Origin of the sequence: Halorussus lipolyticus, assembly GCF_029338375.1 — an archaeon.
Taxonomy (GTDB): domain Archaea; phylum Halobacteriota; class Halobacteria; order Halobacteriales; family Haladaptataceae; genus Halorussus; species Halorussus lipolyticus.
Window position 1 is genome coordinate 3,059,877 of sequence record NZ_CP119804.1, and the last position, 15,167, is coordinate 3,075,043.

General features: G+C 67.4%; 21 protein-coding genes. 16 read left to right on the forward strand and 5 right to left on the reverse strand.

Translation table 11 applies throughout. From position 1 onward, the window contains the following. Window positions 1–103: 103 nt before the first annotated feature. Both P2T57_RS15330 and P2T57_RS15335 read left to right on the forward strand, forming a co-directional pair. Complete coding sequence (locus tag P2T57_RS15330) at window positions 104–661, forward strand: metal-dependent hydrolase (protein ID WP_276300083.1); 558 nt, start codon at window positions 104–106, stop codon at window positions 659–661. Between the two features lie 87 nt (window positions 662–748). Continuing rightward, on the forward strand, window positions 749–2,230 hold the full coding sequence (locus P2T57_RS15335; protein WP_276300084.1) for a carboxypeptidase M32: 1,482 nt from the start codon (window positions 749–751) through the stop codon (window positions 2,228–2,230). Between the two features lie 153 nt (window positions 2,231–2,383). Here P2T57_RS15335 and P2T57_RS15340 read toward each other — a convergent pair whose 3' ends face one another. Continuing rightward, window positions 2,384–2,650 carry a thioredoxin family protein gene (locus tag P2T57_RS15340; RefSeq protein WP_276300085.1) on the reverse strand — a complete coding sequence of 89 codons (267 nt, stop codon included), beginning with the start codon at window positions 2,648–2,650 and terminating at the stop codon, window positions 2,384–2,386. 226 nt (window positions 2,651–2,876) lie between these two features. Here P2T57_RS15340 and P2T57_RS15345 point away from each other — a divergent pair, with 226 nt between their 5' ends. From P2T57_RS15345 to hisE, 5 genes are all read left to right on the forward strand, one after another. Then, window positions 2,877–3,041 (forward strand): preprotein translocase subunit Sec61beta, encoded by a 165-nt coding sequence (locus P2T57_RS15345; RefSeq protein ID WP_276300086.1) that lies wholly within the window; start codon window positions 2,877–2,879, stop codon window positions 3,039–3,041. A gap of 63 nt (window positions 3,042–3,104) precedes the next feature. Then, on the forward strand, window positions 3,105–3,401 hold the full coding sequence (locus P2T57_RS15350; RefSeq protein WP_276300087.1) for a hypothetical protein: 297 nt from the start codon (window positions 3,105–3,107) through the stop codon (window positions 3,399–3,401). A 66-nt stretch (window positions 3,402–3,467) separates the two neighbouring features. Next, a complete protein-coding gene (gene pdxT, locus P2T57_RS15355) occupies window positions 3,468–4,082 on the forward strand; it encodes a pyridoxal 5'-phosphate synthase glutaminase subunit PdxT (RefSeq protein ID WP_276300088.1) in 615 nt (204 codons plus the stop codon). A 74-nt stretch (window positions 4,083–4,156) separates the two neighbouring features. Next, window positions 4,157–4,609, forward strand: a complete 453-nt coding sequence (locus P2T57_RS15360; RefSeq protein ID WP_276300089.1) for a bifunctional nuclease family protein — start codon at window positions 4,157–4,159, stop codon at window positions 4,607–4,609. After that, entirely contained in the window at window positions 4,606–4,944 is a 339-nt protein-coding gene (hisE, locus tag P2T57_RS15365; RefSeq protein ID WP_276300090.1) for a phosphoribosyl-ATP diphosphatase, read from the forward strand. Before P2T57_RS15360 ends, hisE begins: the two co-directional genes overlap by 4 nt. Before the next feature lie 419 nt (window positions 4,945–5,363). On the opposite strand, the gene P2T57_RS15370 is transcribed toward hisE, so the two are convergent. The 4 genes from P2T57_RS15370 to P2T57_RS15385 all read right to left on the reverse strand — a co-directional run bounded on the left by P2T57_RS15370 (window position 5,364) and on the right by P2T57_RS15385 (window position 7,666). Beyond that, the gene (locus tag P2T57_RS15370) at window positions 5,364–5,675 is read right to left on the reverse strand and encodes an ASCH domain-containing protein (RefSeq protein WP_276300091.1); all 312 of its coding nucleotides are present in this window, start codon (window positions 5,673–5,675) and stop codon (window positions 5,364–5,366) included. Between the two features lie 78 nt (window positions 5,676–5,753). After that, window positions 5,754–6,119, reverse strand: a complete 366-nt coding sequence (locus P2T57_RS15375; RefSeq protein ID WP_276300092.1) for a DUF5518 domain-containing protein — start codon at window positions 6,117–6,119, stop codon at window positions 5,754–5,756. A 56-nt stretch (window positions 6,120–6,175) separates the two neighbouring features. Continuing rightward, window positions 6,176–6,595: a DUF7994 family protein gene (locus P2T57_RS15380; RefSeq protein ID WP_276300093.1), complete on the reverse strand. Its 420-nt coding sequence runs from the start codon at window positions 6,593–6,595 to the stop codon at window positions 6,176–6,178. 51 nt (window positions 6,596–6,646) lie between these two features. Beyond that, window positions 6,647–7,666 (reverse strand): AIR synthase family protein, encoded by a 1,020-nt coding sequence (locus P2T57_RS15385; protein WP_276300094.1) that lies wholly within the window; start codon window positions 7,664–7,666, stop codon window positions 6,647–6,649. Window positions 7,667–7,945: 279 nt separating this feature from the next. Between P2T57_RS15385 and P2T57_RS15390 the strand changes: the two genes are divergently transcribed. The 9 genes from P2T57_RS15390 to P2T57_RS15430 are packed head-to-tail and all read left to right on the forward strand — an operon-like array spanning window position 7,946 to window position 15,162. Then, window positions 7,946–8,566: a Na+/H+ antiporter subunit E gene (locus P2T57_RS15390; RefSeq protein WP_276300095.1), complete on the forward strand. Its 621-nt coding sequence runs from the start codon at window positions 7,946–7,948 to the stop codon at window positions 8,564–8,566. Next, window positions 8,563–8,865 carry a cation:proton antiporter gene (locus P2T57_RS15395; RefSeq protein ID WP_276300096.1) on the forward strand — a complete coding sequence of 101 codons (303 nt, stop codon included), beginning with the start codon at window positions 8,563–8,565 and terminating at the stop codon, window positions 8,863–8,865. Before P2T57_RS15390 ends, P2T57_RS15395 begins: the two co-directional genes overlap by 4 nt. Next, a complete protein-coding gene (gene mnhG / locus P2T57_RS15400) occupies window positions 8,862–9,185 on the forward strand; it encodes a monovalent cation/H(+) antiporter subunit G (protein WP_276300097.1) in 324 nt (107 codons plus the stop codon). Before P2T57_RS15395 ends, mnhG begins: the two co-directional genes overlap by 4 nt. Further along, window positions 9,169–9,708, forward strand: coding sequence for a DUF4040 domain-containing protein (locus P2T57_RS15405; protein ID WP_276300098.1), 540 nt, complete (start codon window positions 9,169–9,171; stop codon window positions 9,706–9,708). Before mnhG ends, P2T57_RS15405 begins: the two co-directional genes overlap by 17 nt. Beyond that, complete coding sequence (locus tag P2T57_RS15410) at window positions 9,705–10,154, forward strand: MnhB domain-containing protein (RefSeq protein WP_276300099.1); 450 nt, start codon at window positions 9,705–9,707, stop codon at window positions 10,152–10,154. Before P2T57_RS15405 ends, P2T57_RS15410 begins: the two co-directional genes overlap by 4 nt. Next, the gene (locus P2T57_RS15415) at window positions 10,147–10,488 is read left to right on the forward strand and encodes a sodium:proton antiporter (RefSeq protein WP_276300100.1); all 342 of its coding nucleotides are present in this window, start codon (window positions 10,147–10,149) and stop codon (window positions 10,486–10,488) included. The genes P2T57_RS15410 and P2T57_RS15415 overlap by 8 nt, the downstream gene beginning before the upstream one ends. Next, window positions 10,485–11,978: a proton-conducting transporter transmembrane domain-containing protein gene (locus P2T57_RS15420; RefSeq protein ID WP_276300101.1), complete on the forward strand. Its 1,494-nt coding sequence runs from the start codon at window positions 10,485–10,487 to the stop codon at window positions 11,976–11,978. Before P2T57_RS15415 ends, P2T57_RS15420 begins: the two co-directional genes overlap by 4 nt. Further along, window positions 11,975–13,474, forward strand: coding sequence for a proton-conducting transporter transmembrane domain-containing protein (locus tag P2T57_RS15425; protein ID WP_276300102.1), 1,500 nt, complete (start codon window positions 11,975–11,977; stop codon window positions 13,472–13,474). The genes P2T57_RS15420 and P2T57_RS15425 overlap by 4 nt, the downstream gene beginning before the upstream one ends. Then, window positions 13,471–15,162, forward strand: a complete 1,692-nt coding sequence (locus P2T57_RS15430; RefSeq protein ID WP_276300103.1) for a proton-conducting transporter transmembrane domain-containing protein — start codon at window positions 13,471–13,473, stop codon at window positions 15,160–15,162. The genes P2T57_RS15425 and P2T57_RS15430 overlap by 4 nt, the downstream gene beginning before the upstream one ends. Window positions 15,163–15,167: the final 5 nt, after the last annotated feature.

Sequence of the window (15,167 nt, forward strand, 5' to 3'; positions counted from 1 at the left end):
GTATCCCACCGCTTTTGGGCTTAAAGATTCGGCGACTGGTCTGGCCTGTTCCGCGGTTCCCTTGGCCGACAGTGTTACCCGGCGAGATACCCTTTCGGAAGTCATGGTAGACGTAATCGGTCACTTCGGAATGGCGCTGATTTGGCTCGCTCCGGCGTGGTTCTTCATCGACAAACCGAAGACCGGACTGACGTTCGTGGGGGCCGGGTTCTGGTTCGGGATGTTACCCGACGTGGACCTCGTGCTGAAGGGCATCTTCCCGACCATCAAACACCACGGCGTCACCCACACGATACTGTTCGCCACGGTTGCCGCCGCAGTCCTCGGGCCGATAGTCGGGTGGGTACTGGAGAAATCGCTCGGCGGGACCGACTGGTTCTCGGAGGCCGCCTCGCGCGCATCGCTGAAAATCGGCTTCATCGCGGTCTGGGTCGCCGGAATCGCCCACGTCTTCGCCGACATGCTCTCGGCACCCGACATCGCCGAGGCCGTCGAACCGTTCTGGCCGCTCTACGGCCAGAGCCTCGGCATCGACATCGTGTGGTACAACAACCCGTGGTTCAACTGGGGGCTGTTCGTCGTCGGCGTCTTGGTGAACGTCGGCCTGTGGTACCGGGCGCGAGACACCGGCGGCGCGCAGAGCAACACCAGCACGGCCTGACTCGACCGCCCTGCTACCGAGTGGCACGAACCCCACGCTCCTCGCCGCGACCCCTATTTTCATGAGCATCCGGGGCAAGGCGACGATATGGCAGACGCATACGACGATTTACTCGACCGGTACGAGCGAGTCTCCTCCCTCGAAGACGGCAGTCAGGTCCTCTACTGGGACCAGCAGGTGATGATGCCCGAGGGCGGCACTCCCGCCCGGTCTCAGCAACTCTCGGCGCTCTCGGCGGTCATCCACGAGCGATTGACCGCCGACGAACTCGGCCGACTGCTGGACGAGGCCGAGGAGGAAGCCTTGGACGACGACCAGCAGGCGGTCGTCCGGGAGATTCGCCGGGAACACGAGCGCGCCGTCGAGGTGCCCGAGGAGTTGGTCGAGGAACACAGTCGCCTCCAGTCGCAGGCCCAAGACGACTGGCGCGAGGCCAGAGCGAACGACGACTTCTCGGCGTTCGAACCCACCTTGGAGCGCCTGCTTGACCTCCGGGTCGAGAAGGCCGAACACATCGACCCGAGTCGGGACCCCTACGAAGTCATGTTCGAGGACGGCGAACCCTATCTGGGCCTCGATACGGTCGAGCGCATCTTTGACGAATTGAAAGACGGTCTTGTCCCGCTCATCGAGGACATCCGGGCCAGCGACGACGTGCCCGCGGCGTTCGACGGAACCTACGACACCGACACCCAGATGGCACTCTCGGAGGACGCGCTGGACTTGCTCGGGTACGACTGGGACCGGGGTCGCCTCGACACCTCGACCCACCCCTTCACCTCGGGCACGCAGTTCGACTCGCGGGTGACGACCAGATTCGACGAGGAGGACCTGCTGGGAGCGATTGGCTCGACCATCCACGAGTTCGGCCACGCGACGTACCAACTCGGTCTGCGACAGGACGCTTACGGGTCGCCGCTGGGCATGTCGCGGTCCCACGGCGTCCACGAGTCCCAGTCGCGCTTCTGGGAGAACCACGTCGGCCGGACCAAGGAGTTCTGGGAGCTATTCCTCCCGACCGTGAAAGAACACTTCCCGGAAGCATCGGACGTGACACCCGACGAGGCCTATCGCGCCGCCAACCGCGTCAAGCACGACAACCTGATTCGGGTCGAGGCCGACGAAGTGACCTACCACATGCACATCATCCTCCGGTCGGAAATCGAACACGAGTTCGTCTCGGGCGACCTCGAAGTCAGCGAGATTCCGTCCGCGTGGAACGACAAGATGGAGGAGTATCTAGGGGTCCGACCCGATTCGGACGCGAACGGAGCCTTGCAGGACATCCACTGGACCGGCGGGTTCGCCCGGTTCCAGAACTACACCGTCGGAAGCGTGCTGGCGGCCCAACTCTGGGCCACCATCGAAGACGAGTTCGACGACGCCCGCAGACTGATTCGAGAGGGGAACTTCGAACCTTTCCACGACTGGTTCCAGCAGAACCTCCACCGGCACGGCCAGCGCTACACCACCGACGAACTGATTCGGGAGGCCACCGGCGAACCGCTGACCGCCGACTACTTCCTCGATTACGTCCGAGAGAAGTTCGGCGACATCTACGGCCTCTGAGCCGACTCGCGCCGAAGACGTGTCTCTCTATTTTCGTCAGCAATAAGAATAATTCTCTAGCAACCGTACAGATTGCTTTCCGGCGGCGCTATTCGAGACGAGACGGCCGCCGCTCCCGAACAGAGCGACCGGAAAAGACCGCGAGTCCCGAACTTACGCGCCCGCTTCTTCCAGCGCGTCTTCGAGTTCGTCGCGCTGAGTGACGCCGACGAATCGCTCGACCACGCCGTCGTCGTTCTCGACCACGATGGTCGGGATGGAACGTACCTGATACTCGTTGGCGACGTCCTGATGCTCGTCTACGTCGATTTTCTCGAATTCGACCTCGCCCCAGTCGTCTTCCATCTCCTCGAGAATCGGGTCTTGGGTCTTGCACGGTCCGCACCAATCCGCGTAGAAGTCCTTCAGGGTGACAGTCATCGTTGCTCTGGCCGAACGTATCCCCGCCGCGCGCATAAGGGTTTCCCACCAACGTTGCTTTGCCGCGACCTGTGGGCATCCGGAGTATTGGCGAGTTTTTGCACACCGCGAGAGGGAGGTTCGACCTCGTTTTCGCTACGCAAACCCACACCTCTCTCGCTGAACCCGAACGCTCCCACCGCGGCCCTCCGAAAGGTTTAGGCGACGGGCGGTCCGACTCTCGTGCATGAGCAGTGGCCAGAACTCCGGCGGACTGATGTCCAGCGCCGGACTCGTCCGATACTTCGACGCCGAGGACCGCAACGCCATCCGAATCGACCCCAAAACCGTCGTCGCCTTCGGCGTCCTGTTCGGCCTGCTGATTCAGGTCATGAACGTCCTCGGACTCTGAGTGTCCGCCGATTCTATTCGCGCCCGCCACCTCTTTCGAGTCGGTCGGCGTAGCTAATTCTCCATGCGCTCGCTATCGAGTTCCGACGCCGACAGCGACGACTCCCGTCCGACCCCAGACTCGCCGACGCCGCGTCGCCGACGCATCGAGGAGGGCGCTAAAGGCGGCCTCGTCGCCACGCTGGTTCTGACCGCGTATCGGCTTCCAGTCTCCCACGCACTCCCGCCGACGGCGGAGTTCTGGTCGCAGTTCGTCGCCGGGGGCGACCCTGACGACCACGCGCTCCCGGCGCTCGTTTTGCACCTCGTCTACGGCCTCTCGCTCGGGACGTTGCTGGGGTCCCGGACCAGCGACGAGTGAGGCCGCGGTTCGGGTCGGCCACCGCGAGACGCGCCACTTTTGCGCTCCGAATCCCTACCCACGGCCATGACTCTCAAAGCGGGCGTCGTCGCGGTGCAGGGCGACGTGAGCGAACACGCCGAGGCGGTCCGACGCGCTGGCGAGGCCCACGACCGGGAAATCGAGGTCGTGGAGGTCCGAGACGCCGGTACGGTCCCCGACTGCGACTTCCTGTCTCTGCCCGGCGGGGAATCGACCACGATTTCGAGTCTCCTCCACTCGGAGGACATCGCCGAGGAAATCGTCGCCCACGTCGAGGCCGGTAAGCCGGTGCTGGCGACCTGCGCGGGCCTCATCGTCTCGGCGACCGACGCGGGCGACGACCGGGTACAGAACCTCGGCCTCGCCGACGTGACCGTCGAGCGCAACGCCTTCGGCAGACAGAAGGACAGTTTCGAGGCCCCGCTGGACGTGGCCGGACTGGACGACCCCTTCCCCGCGGTATTCATCCGCGCGCCGCTCATCAGCGACGTGGGCGAGGAGGTCGAAGTCCTCGCCGAGTGGGACGGCCGCCCGGTTGCAATCCGTGACGGCCCGGTGGTCGGGACCTCCTTCCACCCCGAGTTGACCCCCGACTCCCGACTTCACGGCCTCGCGTTCTTCGAGAACGAACTGGCCGAGCGACCCACTCCCGACCGGTAGCGCAGACGACCGAATCGTCCCGAGACGACCCGGAGTAGGGCAGACTTTTCTTTCTGGCCCCCGTCAGGAGACGTATGGACGCCGACATCGACGCGGTGCGCGTCGCCATGACCGACGACGGGCCGATTCCGGTCGTCGTACTCGCACCCGAGGAGGACGACGGCGTACTCCCCATCTTCATCGGATTCGAGGAGGCCGTCAGCATCGCCCGCGGCATGGAGGCCGAGGACATCGGCAGGCCGTTGACTCACGACCTCACACTCGACCTCGTGGAGGAACTCGGCGGGCGAGTCACCCGCGTCGTGGTCTCCGCGCTGGAGGACAACACCTACATCGCCGACCTCCACATCGACACGCCCCGAGGAGACACCGTGGTTGACGCCCGACCCAGCGACTCGCTGGCGCTGGCGGCCCGGACCAACGCCCCGATTGAGGTCGAGACCGAGGTGTTCGAGTCGGGCCGGCGCGACCGGGACGAGTTCGAGCAACTGCAAGACATCCGGGAGGTCGCCGAACTCGGACCATGAGCGAGCAATCGACCACCGACGCTGGGAGCGAGGGCGACACCTCCCAAGACACCGCGGCCATCTTGGACGAACTGTTCGCAGTCGTGGAGGACCGCAAGGAGAACCTGCCCGAGGACTCGTACACGGCCTCGCTGTTCACCCACGAGAAAGGCGAGAACGCCGTGCTGGAGAAACTCGGCGAGGAGACCACCGAACTCCTGCTGGCCGCCAAGGACGACGACCACGAGGAAATCGCCCACGAGAGCGCCGACATCGTGTATCACCTGCTGGTCCTGCTGTCGATGAAGGAGATGGACCTCGCCGACCTGCGGGCGGAACTCCGAGAGCGCCGGTAATATCTACCTTGATTTAGCAAATAATTCTGTTTACTAAAACAGTATATTTGTTTCCTCTTGCGGTCGGCGCGAGCGGGCGCGGTCCTGTGCCGCGCCCATGCGCGCGGGATGAGGACCACAGCGAAGCCGAGGCTGGCGAGACGCCGTGCGTCTCGCTGATCCGCGAACGTGGTTCGCAGAGACCGCAAGAGGTTGGGGAGGTGTGAGGCCCGCGGTAGCGGTGCGGGGGTGCGGAAGACGCCTCGGCTCAAGCCTGAAGCTAGCTTCGTGTGCCGTTCACCGTATTCTGCGTTGGTACGGTATTCTGCGCTGGTGCTGTACGCTGTATTGCTGTACGAACTTCTAATCCGAGCAAAATCAGGCCAGATACGCAGGCTTAAAAGGCAGTTACGCCGCGCTTCGCTCGGAATGTCGCGCTCCTACCGCTTCTCTATTCGATGCAGAACCACGTCGCTGTCGGGGTCCCACTCGTAGTCGTCGTGGGCGCGGTTCAGCATCTCGCGGTACTGGTCCATGTCCGACATGCCCTCCTTCTGGGCGTCCTCGTCTGTCAGGTCGCCGAGTTTTCGCTCGCGGACCTCCACGACCTCGAACTCGTCGCCGTCTACCTCGAATCGGTCGCCCTCGTCGGCGTACTGCTGGCCGCGGTGAATCTGGGTGACTTCGCCGGTGCTAACGCCGCGGAGCATGTGGTCGCTCGGAAACAGGTCGTCGGCGTCGATAGTTGCCATGTTCGACCCTTCGGACGCGATTGGGAAAAATGGTTCTGTCAACGGACCGGCGTTTGCTCGAGGACCGTTTTTCGGGCGCTACTCCTCGGCGACCCACGCGCCGACCGCTCCGGCGAGCGCGCTTTCGAGGCCCATCACCAGCGCGAGGACGACGCCCACGAAGAAGATGCTCCCGCCAAGAAGCGGGCCAAGCGGGCCGAGACCCACCGTGCCGAGCGCGCCGACCGCGACACCGAGGACGATGGCCAAGAAAACCCCGCCGACCGACCCGGCCAGCAGGCCGTGCCACGCGCCCCGACCTGCGCTCCCGGCGGCCATGTAGCCAGCGACGAACCCGCCGACCAGTCCCGCCGTGAGTTGGCCGAGACCGGGGATTGCGAGTCCCACGACGCCGATGACGGTCATGACGACGAACCCCACCGCAACTGCGTACCAGTTAGTCATTTTCCGGAACAAGTACGTTACCGGGCCAGATAAGGCTTCGTCGCCAGAGGACCGACTCACCGGGACTGCTCGGGACCGGCAGACGGCCCGTCGTCGAACGCCGACAGGTCGAAGTGGCGACCGCCCCGGAACCAGTCGAGGCCGATGAACGAAAGCGACAGTCCCCCGAGACCGGTGGCAATCGTCACGACGAGGGCCTCGGTGCCCGGTATCCCGTCGGCCAGCGCGACGGGAATCTGGGTCAGCAACTGGAGACCCAGACAGACGTTGCCCAACCCGACGAACTGGAACCACGCCAGTCCTCCGATAGACTTCCCCAGACCGCCCAGAACGTAGAGGAGCGCCGCGGAGAACCACAGCACCAGCGCAATTGCGGTCGCCGGGTCGGTCGTCCCTTCGAGGCCGAACGCGCCAGCGAACCCGACGCCGACGAGGAGGAAGGTGCCGCCCATGACCGCGAACCAGATGCGTCGCATCGTCGGCGGTACGGCGCGGTCGGTGTTAAAATGGCCGTCTCGGTGGGTCGGTCACTCCAGTCCGACCTTCTCGGCGTACTCCTCGAAGACTTCCCACGAGGGGTCAACCTCGGGGTGTTCGACTGCTTCGCCGTCGATGAAAACCCCATCTCCGTCCGTCACCTCACCGATTTCGGCGGCGGGGATGTCCTCGGCGTCCAGCGCAGACAGCACGTCCTCGACGCCCGAGGAGTCCACGGTCAACAGGAGCGTCCCCTCGCTGGTCGCCGTCCACGGGTCGATGTCGAAGAACTCGCAGGACTCCCGAACTCCCGGTAGGAAGGGCACTGCGCCGGAATCCACGTCGAGTCGGACCTCCCCGGCCCGCGCGAGTTCGACCAGCGCGCCCTGCAGGCCGCCCTCGGTGGCGTCGTGCATCGCGGTGACGGGACCGGCCGCAGAGGCGGTCAGCGCGTCCCGAACCGGACTCATGTCCCAGAATCGCTCCTTGGCGGTCTCGATGGTCGATTCCGGCAGGTCGATGGCCTCCTCGAACAGCGTCACCAGAAAGCCCGCGACTTCGACGCCGGGACCCTTCGTGACCACCACGCGGTCGCCCGGTTTCGCGCCGTCGGGTCGCACCACGTCGTCCGGGTCGCCGACCGCGAGGGCAGTCGCGCCGCCGACCCACGGGTACTGACACCCGCCGTACCGGGCGGTGTGGCCGGTGACGATGCTGACGCCCAAGTTGGTGGCCTCGCGGTCGAACGTCTCCCAGACGGTGCCGAACTCGTCGTCGGTCATCTCGGGCGGGAGGGTGAACGTGACCGCGAGGTGGGAGGGCGGGATGCCGGAGACGGCGGCGTCCGACAGCGCGACGTGGACCGCGAACCACGCCGCCTTCTCGAACCCGAGGTTGGGGACGAGCGAGAGGGGGTCGCTGGCGAGGACGACGGCCTCGCCGCCGACTTCCACGACCCCGAAGTCCACGCCGTGTTGGGGGCCGAGGGTCACGTCCTCGCGGCTTGCGCCGAGGTGCGGGTAGATTCGCTGGTCGAAGAAGTCCCTGTCAACCTTGCCGAGGTCGGTCATTGGCGGGGATTGGGCGGGTGCGGACTAATCGGTGGTGGTTCCGCGAGCCACGTGGGTTCACGCAGTCGCGCCGGGTCGAACCGTCAGGTTGGTTGCGGGCCTCAGTAACCGTCCATCGCTGTGATTCTGCGGTTCGCGCTTCGAGCCACACAAATAGAAATATTTGCCAGAAAAACAAAACGGTGTGCAAAACAAATATGGAGACAACTCCACTCTCAAACCATCCCGTCTCCCCGGCCAAAACGTAATGACGGTAGACGTGTTCGTAAGCCCACGGGAATGAGGGGGAGCGAGCCATCGTCACCGCCGGACAGCCGTATCGCCAGTCCGCTCGCAACGTTTGCGGTCGCCTACGGATTCTACCTCGCGCTCGGCCGGGCCACTGACCCGTTCGACATCGTGACCGGCGCGGTGAGCGCGGGGATTGTGACAGTCGCGCTCTCGGGCCTCGTCTTCGAGGAGGCCCCGTCTCTCGGTCGGTCCGGCGGGCGGTTTCTCCGGGCGGTCGCCGTCCTGCCGGGTCTGCTCTGGGAGATTCTGCGGGCCAACGTCGCGCTCGCCGTCGTCCTCCTCGACCCGCGACTCCCCATCGACCCCGAAGTCGTCCGGGTCGAATCTCGGGCCGAGTCGGACCTCGAACGCACCGCCGTCGCCAGCGCGATTACTCTCACGCCCGGCACGGTGGTCCTCGACGTGGTTGAGGACACCTTCCACGTCCACGCGCTCACCGCCGCCTCCCGCGAGTCGCTCCGCGAGGGGACCATCGAGCGCGGCGCGGCGTTCGTGTTCGGCGGCCGCGAGGCGACTCGTGACCCTCGGATGGCCGACGAATCGCGGGCGGGTTCCGAGGACCGCCGGACCGGTGAGGACCGCCCGAACGAGGAGGACCGCTCCGAATGACCACCGCTCCGACCGACCTCCTGCTGGTCGCCGCCGTCCTGCTGGTCGCACTTGCCGGCGCGGTCGGCTACCGGGTCGTCGTCGGGCCGACCCTGCAGGACCGCGTGATTGCGGTCAACGCCCTCGGAACTACGGCAGTCGTCGTCCTCGCGGTCCTCTCGGCGGCGTTCGACGACCCCGGTCTCCTCGACGTGGCGCTGGTCTACGGTCTGCTCAACTTCCTGCTGAGCGTCGGCCTCGCGCGGGTCCTCGGCGAGCGGAGCGACGCCCAGTCGTCTCCGACCGGAGGCCCGCGATGACGCCCCGCGAAATTCTCGTCGCCCTGCTCGCTGGCGCGAGCGTCTTCTTCACCGGCCTCGCTGTGGTTGGCCTGCTTCGCCTGCCCGACGTGTTCGCCCGCGCTCACGCCGCCTCGAAGGCCGACACGCTCGGCGCGCTCTCGGCGTTCGCAGGGGTCGGGGTCGCGTTCGGCGTCGATTCGGCCACGCTCAAAGTCGCCATGCTGTTCGTCTTCGTGCTGGTGACGACCCCCACAGCGACTCACGCAGTCGTCCGGACCGCCTACAGAGACGGTCGCAGTGGTCCCGAAGCGGAATCGGGTGGTGAGCGCAGTGGTTGACCTGCTGGTCGCCGCGCTTCTGGCGCTCTGCGTCTTGCTGGCGATTTCCATCGCCCTCCTCGCCGACGCGGTGTCTGCGGTGGTCGTCTTCGGGGCCTACGGCCTCGCGCTGGCGATGCTCTGGGCGGTCCTGCGCGCTCCGGACGTGGCGCTGACCGAGGCCGCGGTCGGGGCCGGCATCTCGACCGCGCTGTTTCTGGCGGTCCTGCGCCGGTTCCCCGACCTATTTTCGGCCCCCGAGATTCGATTCCGGGTCCGGCCCGCGACCGCACTCACTGCCGGCGGGACGGCCCTCGCGCTCGGGGTTACGATTCCGGCGCTCCCGGCCTTCGGCGACCCGACCGCGCCCGCGTTCCGGCGAGCCGTGCCCTTCTACCTCGCCGACGCGCCGACGCTGGGCATCGAGAACGTCGTGACCGCGATTCTGGTCGTCTACCGCGGGTTCGACACCTTCGGCGAGGTCGTGGTGGTGTTCACCGCGGGGGTCGCGTCAGCGGCGGTCCTCCGGGAGGTGACGGCGTGAGCGACCCGGAATCGGACGGACCGGGGACCGAGCGCGCCGGGGGTATCGTGGCTGATACCACCGTCCGCGTCGTCGCGCCCTTCGCGGCCACGCTCGGCCTGTTCACGACCCTCCACGGGACCTCCTCGGTCGGCGGCGGTTTTCAGGGCGGGGTCGTGATTGCGGCCACGATTCTCCTGCTGGCGTTCGCGGTCGGTCCCGGCTGTGTGCGCTCCGCGCTCGCAGTTCCGCGCTCGCCCGCGCTCGCGGCCGGAGGAGTCCTCGGGTTCGCCGTCGTCGGCGTCGGCCCGGTGGCGTTCGGGGGTCGGGTCCTCGAACTGTCGGTTTACCCGATTCCCAAACCTGTGGTCTACGCCACCGAACTCGCTGAGGTCGCCATCGCGGTGACGGTCTCTGCCACGCTGGTCGGTCTCTGGTTCCTCCTTGCAGGTGATTTCCGTGCTTGAGGCGTATCTGGCCCGCCTGCCCTACCTCGCGGCGGTCGCGCTGGTGGCAATCGGTCTCGGCGTGCTGGTCGGCGAACCGAGCAGGTTGAAGAAAGTGGTGGGTGTCAACGTCTTTCAAACCGGCGTCCTGCTGTTGCTGGTCGCGTCAGCGTACCGGACCGGCGGACGCCCCCCGCTGGCCCGGCCGGGGAGTGCGGACCTGCCGTCGGTTAACCCCTTGCCCCACGTCCTCGTGCTGACGGCCATCGTGGTCGGGGTGAGTCTGACCGCGCTGGCGCTGGCACTGGTGATTCGGGTGCGCTGGGAGGAGACCAGTCCGGGAGGGAGAGCGTGACCGACCTCCTGCTCCCCGCGCTGGTCGCGCTTCCGGTGGTCGGCGCGGCGCTGGCGGTGCTGGCGGGCGACCGCCTCGCGGGGTGGATTTCGGGCACGACGCTCACAGCGCAGACGCTCCTCGCGGGCGCGCTCGTGGCCCGAGTCGCCGACTCGGGGCGCGTCAGCACCGTCGTCGGCGGGTTTCGCCCGGCGGTGGGCGTCGAACTGCGGGCCGACCCGCTCGCCGGCCTCGTCGTCGCGCTGGTCGCGGTCGTCGTTCTGGGGGCGGTCTGGTACGCCAACGCGACTCCTTCGGTCTCCGGCGCTCGGCCCGACGTTCTCCTACTCCTGCTCACGGCGGGCCTCTCGGGCGTGGCGCTGACCGCCGACCTGTTCAACCTCTACGTCGTCCTCGAAATCACCGGACTGGCGGCCTACGCGCTGGTCGCGCTCGGCGAGCGGGGGTCGGCCCGCGCCGCGCTCCGGTACCTCGTGGTCGGGACCGTCGGCGCGAGCCTCTATCTCCTCGGCGTCGCATATCTCTACATTTCTTTAGGACAACTAAATATAGCTAGAAGTAACGAATTCATCTCTCAAGTCGGTCTCTCGTCGCCGCTCGTTCTGGCGGCGTTCTCGCTGGCGTTCGTCGGGTTAGCGGTCAAGATTCCGCTCGTGCCGGTCCACACGTGGCTCCCCGACGCTCACGCTCGGGCGTCAGTTCCGGCCAGCGTGGTCCTCTCGGCGCTGGTGACGACGGCGGGCGTCTACGGCCTCGTGAAGGTCCTCTACGGCGCGTTCGGCACCGAATTTCTGACCGCGAATCCCGCGGTCGGCCAACTGATTTCCGGTCTCGGGGCGGTCAGTCTGCTGGTCGGCGGCGCGCTCGCGCTCCGCGAATCGAAGGTCAAGCGCGTGCTGGCCTACTCGACCGTCTCCCAGTTGGGCATCGTCGTGGTCGGCGTCGGCCTCGGGAGTCGCGTCGGCCTGACCGGTTCTGCGGTCCACCTGCTCGGCCACGCCGTCACCAAGGCGGGCCTGTTCTTCTCCGCGGGACTCCTCGCGTCGGCCACCGACGCCAAGACCGTCGAGGAGTACGCCGGTCTCGCCGACCGCGCTCCGGTCACCAGTGCGGCGTTCGCGCTCCTCTCGCTCGGGATGATTGGCGTCCCGCCGACGGTCGGATTCGCCGGCAAGTGGTACGTCCTCGTCGCGGCCGCCGACGCCGAGGCGTGGCTATTGGTCGGGGCCGTCCTCGTCAGTTCGCTCGTCTCGCTGGCGTACTTCGGTCGGATTCTGGCCCAGATGTACTTCGCGTCGGCCGAATCGGACCGCGCCGAGGGTCCGGACGCGCCGACTGCGGCCGGGCCGAACCGTCCGCTCGATTCGGTCCCCGCGTCGGCCCTCGACGCCCTCCCGGTCGCCGCCGCCGTCGCCACCGTCGCGCTGGGCCTGTCGGCCGCCCTCCTCGCACAGTTCCTCGAACCGGCGATTTCCGGACTGCTGGCATGACCGAGGTACAGTCTCTCCGCCCGGCGCTCGCCGTCGCCATCCCGGCGCTGGCCGCCGTCGCGGTGTTGGTCTCTCGCAGTCGCCCCAACCTCAGGGAATCGGTGACCGCGCTCGCGGCCGTCGCCGAGTTGGTCGTGGTCGGAAGCCTCGCCTCCTCGGCGCTGGCGGGCCAGACGCCGACGACTTCCTTCGGCACCTTCGCCACCGGAATCCCGCTCGCCTTCCGGGCCGACGCGCTCGGCGCGCTGTTCGCCTCGGTCGCAGGGGTCCTCTGGCTCGTCGCCAGCGTCTACAGCGTCGGCTACATGCGAGGACTCGCCGAACACGGCCAGACGCGGTTCTTCTCAGCGTTCGCTGTCAGCATCGCGTCGGCGATGGGGGTCGCGCTCGCTGGCAACCTGCTGACCCTGTTCGTCGCCTACGAACTCCTGACCGTCGCCACCTACCCCCTCGTCGCCCACGCCGGAACCGCGGAGGCCCGGCGGTCGGGCCGGAAGTACGCCCGCTACGCCTTCGGCGGCGGGATTGCGGTCCTCGGGGGCACCGTGCTGGTCTACGTCCTCGCCGGAAGCGTCACCTTCACGCCCGGCGGCCTCGCTGGCCTCGGAACCGCCGACCCACTCGTCGCCGAGGTCGCATTCGGCTTGCTGGCGGGCGGATTCGGCGTCAAAGCCGCGGTGATGCCCTTCCACGGTTGGCTTCCCGACGCGATGGTCGCCCCGACCCCGGTCTCGGCGCTCCTCCACGCGGTCGCAGTCGTCAAGAGCGGCGTCTTCGGCATCGCCCGAGTCGTCCTGTTCGTCTTCGGTCCCGAGGCGGTCCGCGAGTCGGCGCTCCGGTGGCCGCTGGCCGGTCTCGCCACAGCGACGATGATTCTGGCCGGCTTTCTGGCGCTCCGACAGGACAAACTCAAGCGCGTGCTGGCCTACTCGACGACCAGCCAACTCTCGTTCATCGTCCTCGGTCTGGTCGTCCTCACGCCGACCGCGGTCCTCGGGGCGCTGTTCCACCTCGTGACCCACGCCTTCATGAAGATTACCGCGTTCTTCTGCGCCGGCACCATCTACGTCGAGACGAGGACCGAGTACGTCCCGCAGATGTCGGGCATCGCTCGCAGGCTTCCAGTCACGACCACGGCCTTCTCGGTCGTGGCGGCGGGACTGGTCGGCGTCCCCCTCGTCGGCGGGTTCGTCAGCGAGTGGTACCTCGCGCTCGGGACACTGGCGGGACCGGTTCCCCTCCTCGCCGCCGCGTTCTGGCTGGCCGCGTTCGTGAAACTGCTCTTTTTCTGGCCCATCGTCTCGACCGCGGTGTTCGACTCGCCGCTCGAAGCCCGGTGGTCCGGCCCCGAGTCCCGCCTCTCGGAGGCCTCGCCCGCCTTGCTCGGCCCCCTGCTGTTCACCGCGGTCGTGGCGGTCCTCCTCGGGGTGGTCCCGACCGCCACGCCCTTCTTCGACCTCGCGGAGGCGGTCGTCGCGGAGGTGTTCGGCCCGTGAGCTGGTGGGCCGCCCTTCCTCCGGCGGGCTTCCTGCTGGCGGCCGCGCCGGTCGCTGGGGCCTCCTCCCGGCGGGTGGGTCACGCTGTTGGGGTTGTGGCCGGCCTCCTCGTCTTTGGCTGGTCGCTCGCGGTTCCGGCGGGCCGGCACTTCCCGACCACCCTGTTCGGCTTCGACGCGGTGGTGGTCGCGGTCGGTCCACTCTCGCGCACCGTGGGGGTCGTCCTCGGATTCATCGCGGCCGTCAACGTGGTCTACGCCTACGCCACCGACGCCCCGAGGAGTACGACGGCCTACGCGCTGGCCTACACCGGGGTCTGCCTCGGTGCGGTGTTCGCAGGCGACTGGCTCACCCTCGTCGTCTTCTGGGAACTGATGGCTGTCGGCGCGACCCTGCTGGTCTGGAACCGCGGCAGTGACGCCATCCGGGCGGGGTTCCGGTACGCGGTCTACCACGAAGTCGGCGGGGTCTTCCTCATCGCGGGGGTCCTGCTTCACTACCTCCGAGTCGGGAGTTTCGTTTTCACCGGGCAGGGTTTCTCACCCGGTCTCCCCGCGGTTCTGGCCGCAATCGGCATCGGCCTGAACGTCGGGTTTCTGGGGCTTCACCCGTGGCTGGTGGATTCGTACCCTCGGTCACATGTCGCCGCAACGGTCGTCCTCTGCGGTTGCACCACCAAGGTCGGCGTCTACGCGCTCGCCAGAGCCTTCCCCGGCGGCCACGTCGCAATCGCGGCGATGGGGGGCGCGATGGTGCTGGTCGGGGTCACGATGGCAGTCTTGCAGGTCGAGGTCCGAAGGCTCCTGACCTACCACATCGTCTCGCAGGTCGGCTACATGGTCGCCGGGGTCGGCGTCGGGTCGGCGCTCGGCCGGGCCGGCGGGATGGCCCACCTGCTCAACAACGTCCTCTACAAGAGCCTCCTGTTCATGGTCGGCGGCCTGCTTCTGGTCCGAACCGGCTCGGAGAACCTGAAGAAGATGGGCGGGTTGGCCCGCGAGACGCCAGTCCTGTTCGCCACCTACGCGGTCGCCGCGCTCGCCATCGCCGGCGTACCGGGGTTCAACGGTTTCGTCAGCAAGGGGATGGTCATCGACAGCGCCGACGCTGGCGGCCTCGAACTGCTCTGGTGGGCGCTGGTCGTCGGCGGCGTCGGCACGGTGGTCTCGTTCGCCAAGTTCGGCTACTACGCCTTCCTCGGCGAGCGCCACGGCGACTCCGCCGACGAGATTCCGTCCCTCGCTCCGGTCGAGGCTGTCCCGCTGGTCGCCGTCTCGGTCGCCTGCGTGGCTCTCGGGCTTTTCCCGGACCTCCTGTTCGCGGTCCTTCCGCCGGGAACCGAGGAGGCCAAGGTGTTCGTCTCGTCGCAGTTCACGAAGGCCGGGGCGGTGCTGGTCGCGGGCCTCGCCGTCTTCGCCCTGCTGAAGCGCCCGCTCTCGAAAGTGACCGGCGCGCCCGACCTCGATTCGGTCTACCACCCGGCGGGCCGGGCCGCGCTCGACTTCGCGGCCGAGGCGACGATTCGCGTTGCGACGGCGCTGGATTCGGTGGCCTCGTCGGTGAACACAGCGGGCGACCGCTGGCAGACCGCGACGTTTCCGGAGGGCCGCCTCGACCCCATCGGCGTCGGGGTCCTGTTGGTCGTGCTGACGCTCGCGGTGGTGTTGGCGGTCCTCCTCGGGGTGTGACGCGA

What these genes read in the sequence shown, in the direction of transcription:
- P2T57_RS15330 (WP_276300083.1), top strand. Translation starts at nt 104, where the DNA reads ATGGTAGACGTAATCGGTCACTTCGGAATGGCGCTGATTTGGCTCGCT.
- P2T57_RS15335 (WP_276300084.1), top strand. Translation starts at nt 749, where the DNA reads ATGGCAGACGCATACGACGATTTACTCGACCGGTACGAGCGAGTCTCC.
- P2T57_RS15340 (WP_276300085.1), bottom strand. Translation starts at nt 2,650, where the DNA reads ATGACTGTCACCCTGAAGGACTTCTACGCGGATTGGTGCGGACCGTGC.
- P2T57_RS15345 (WP_276300086.1), top strand. Translation starts at nt 2,877, where the DNA reads ATGAGCAGTGGCCAGAACTCCGGCGGACTGATGTCCAGCGCCGGACTC.
- P2T57_RS15350 (WP_276300087.1), top strand. Translation starts at nt 3,105, where the DNA reads ATGCGCTCGCTATCGAGTTCCGACGCCGACAGCGACGACTCCCGTCCG.
- pdxT (WP_276300088.1), top strand. Translation starts at nt 3,468, where the DNA reads ATGACTCTCAAAGCGGGCGTCGTCGCGGTGCAGGGCGACGTGAGCGAA.
- P2T57_RS15360 (WP_276300089.1), top strand. Translation starts at nt 4,157, where the DNA reads ATGGACGCCGACATCGACGCGGTGCGCGTCGCCATGACCGACGACGGG.
- hisE (WP_276300090.1), top strand. Translation starts at nt 4,606, where the DNA reads ATGAGCGAGCAATCGACCACCGACGCTGGGAGCGAGGGCGACACCTCC.
- P2T57_RS15370 (WP_276300091.1), bottom strand. Translation starts at nt 5,675, where the DNA reads ATGGCAACTATCGACGCCGACGACCTGTTTCCGAGCGACCACATGCTC.
- P2T57_RS15375 (WP_276300092.1), bottom strand. Translation starts at nt 6,119, where the DNA reads ATGACTAACTGGTACGCAGTTGCGGTGGGGTTCGTCGTCATGACCGTC.
- P2T57_RS15380 (WP_276300093.1), bottom strand. Translation starts at nt 6,595, where the DNA reads ATGCGACGCATCTGGTTCGCGGTCATGGGCGGCACCTTCCTCCTCGTC.
- P2T57_RS15385 (WP_276300094.1), bottom strand. Translation starts at nt 7,666, where the DNA reads ATGACCGACCTCGGCAAGGTTGACAGGGACTTCTTCGACCAGCGAATC.
- P2T57_RS15390 (WP_276300095.1), top strand. Translation starts at nt 7,946, where the DNA reads ATGAGGGGGAGCGAGCCATCGTCACCGCCGGACAGCCGTATCGCCAGT.
- P2T57_RS15395 (WP_276300096.1), top strand. Translation starts at nt 8,563, where the DNA reads ATGACCACCGCTCCGACCGACCTCCTGCTGGTCGCCGCCGTCCTGCTG.
- mnhG (WP_276300097.1), top strand. Translation starts at nt 8,862, where the DNA reads ATGACGCCCCGCGAAATTCTCGTCGCCCTGCTCGCTGGCGCGAGCGTC.
- P2T57_RS15425 (WP_276300102.1), top strand. Translation starts at nt 11,975, where the DNA reads ATGACCGAGGTACAGTCTCTCCGCCCGGCGCTCGCCGTCGCCATCCCG.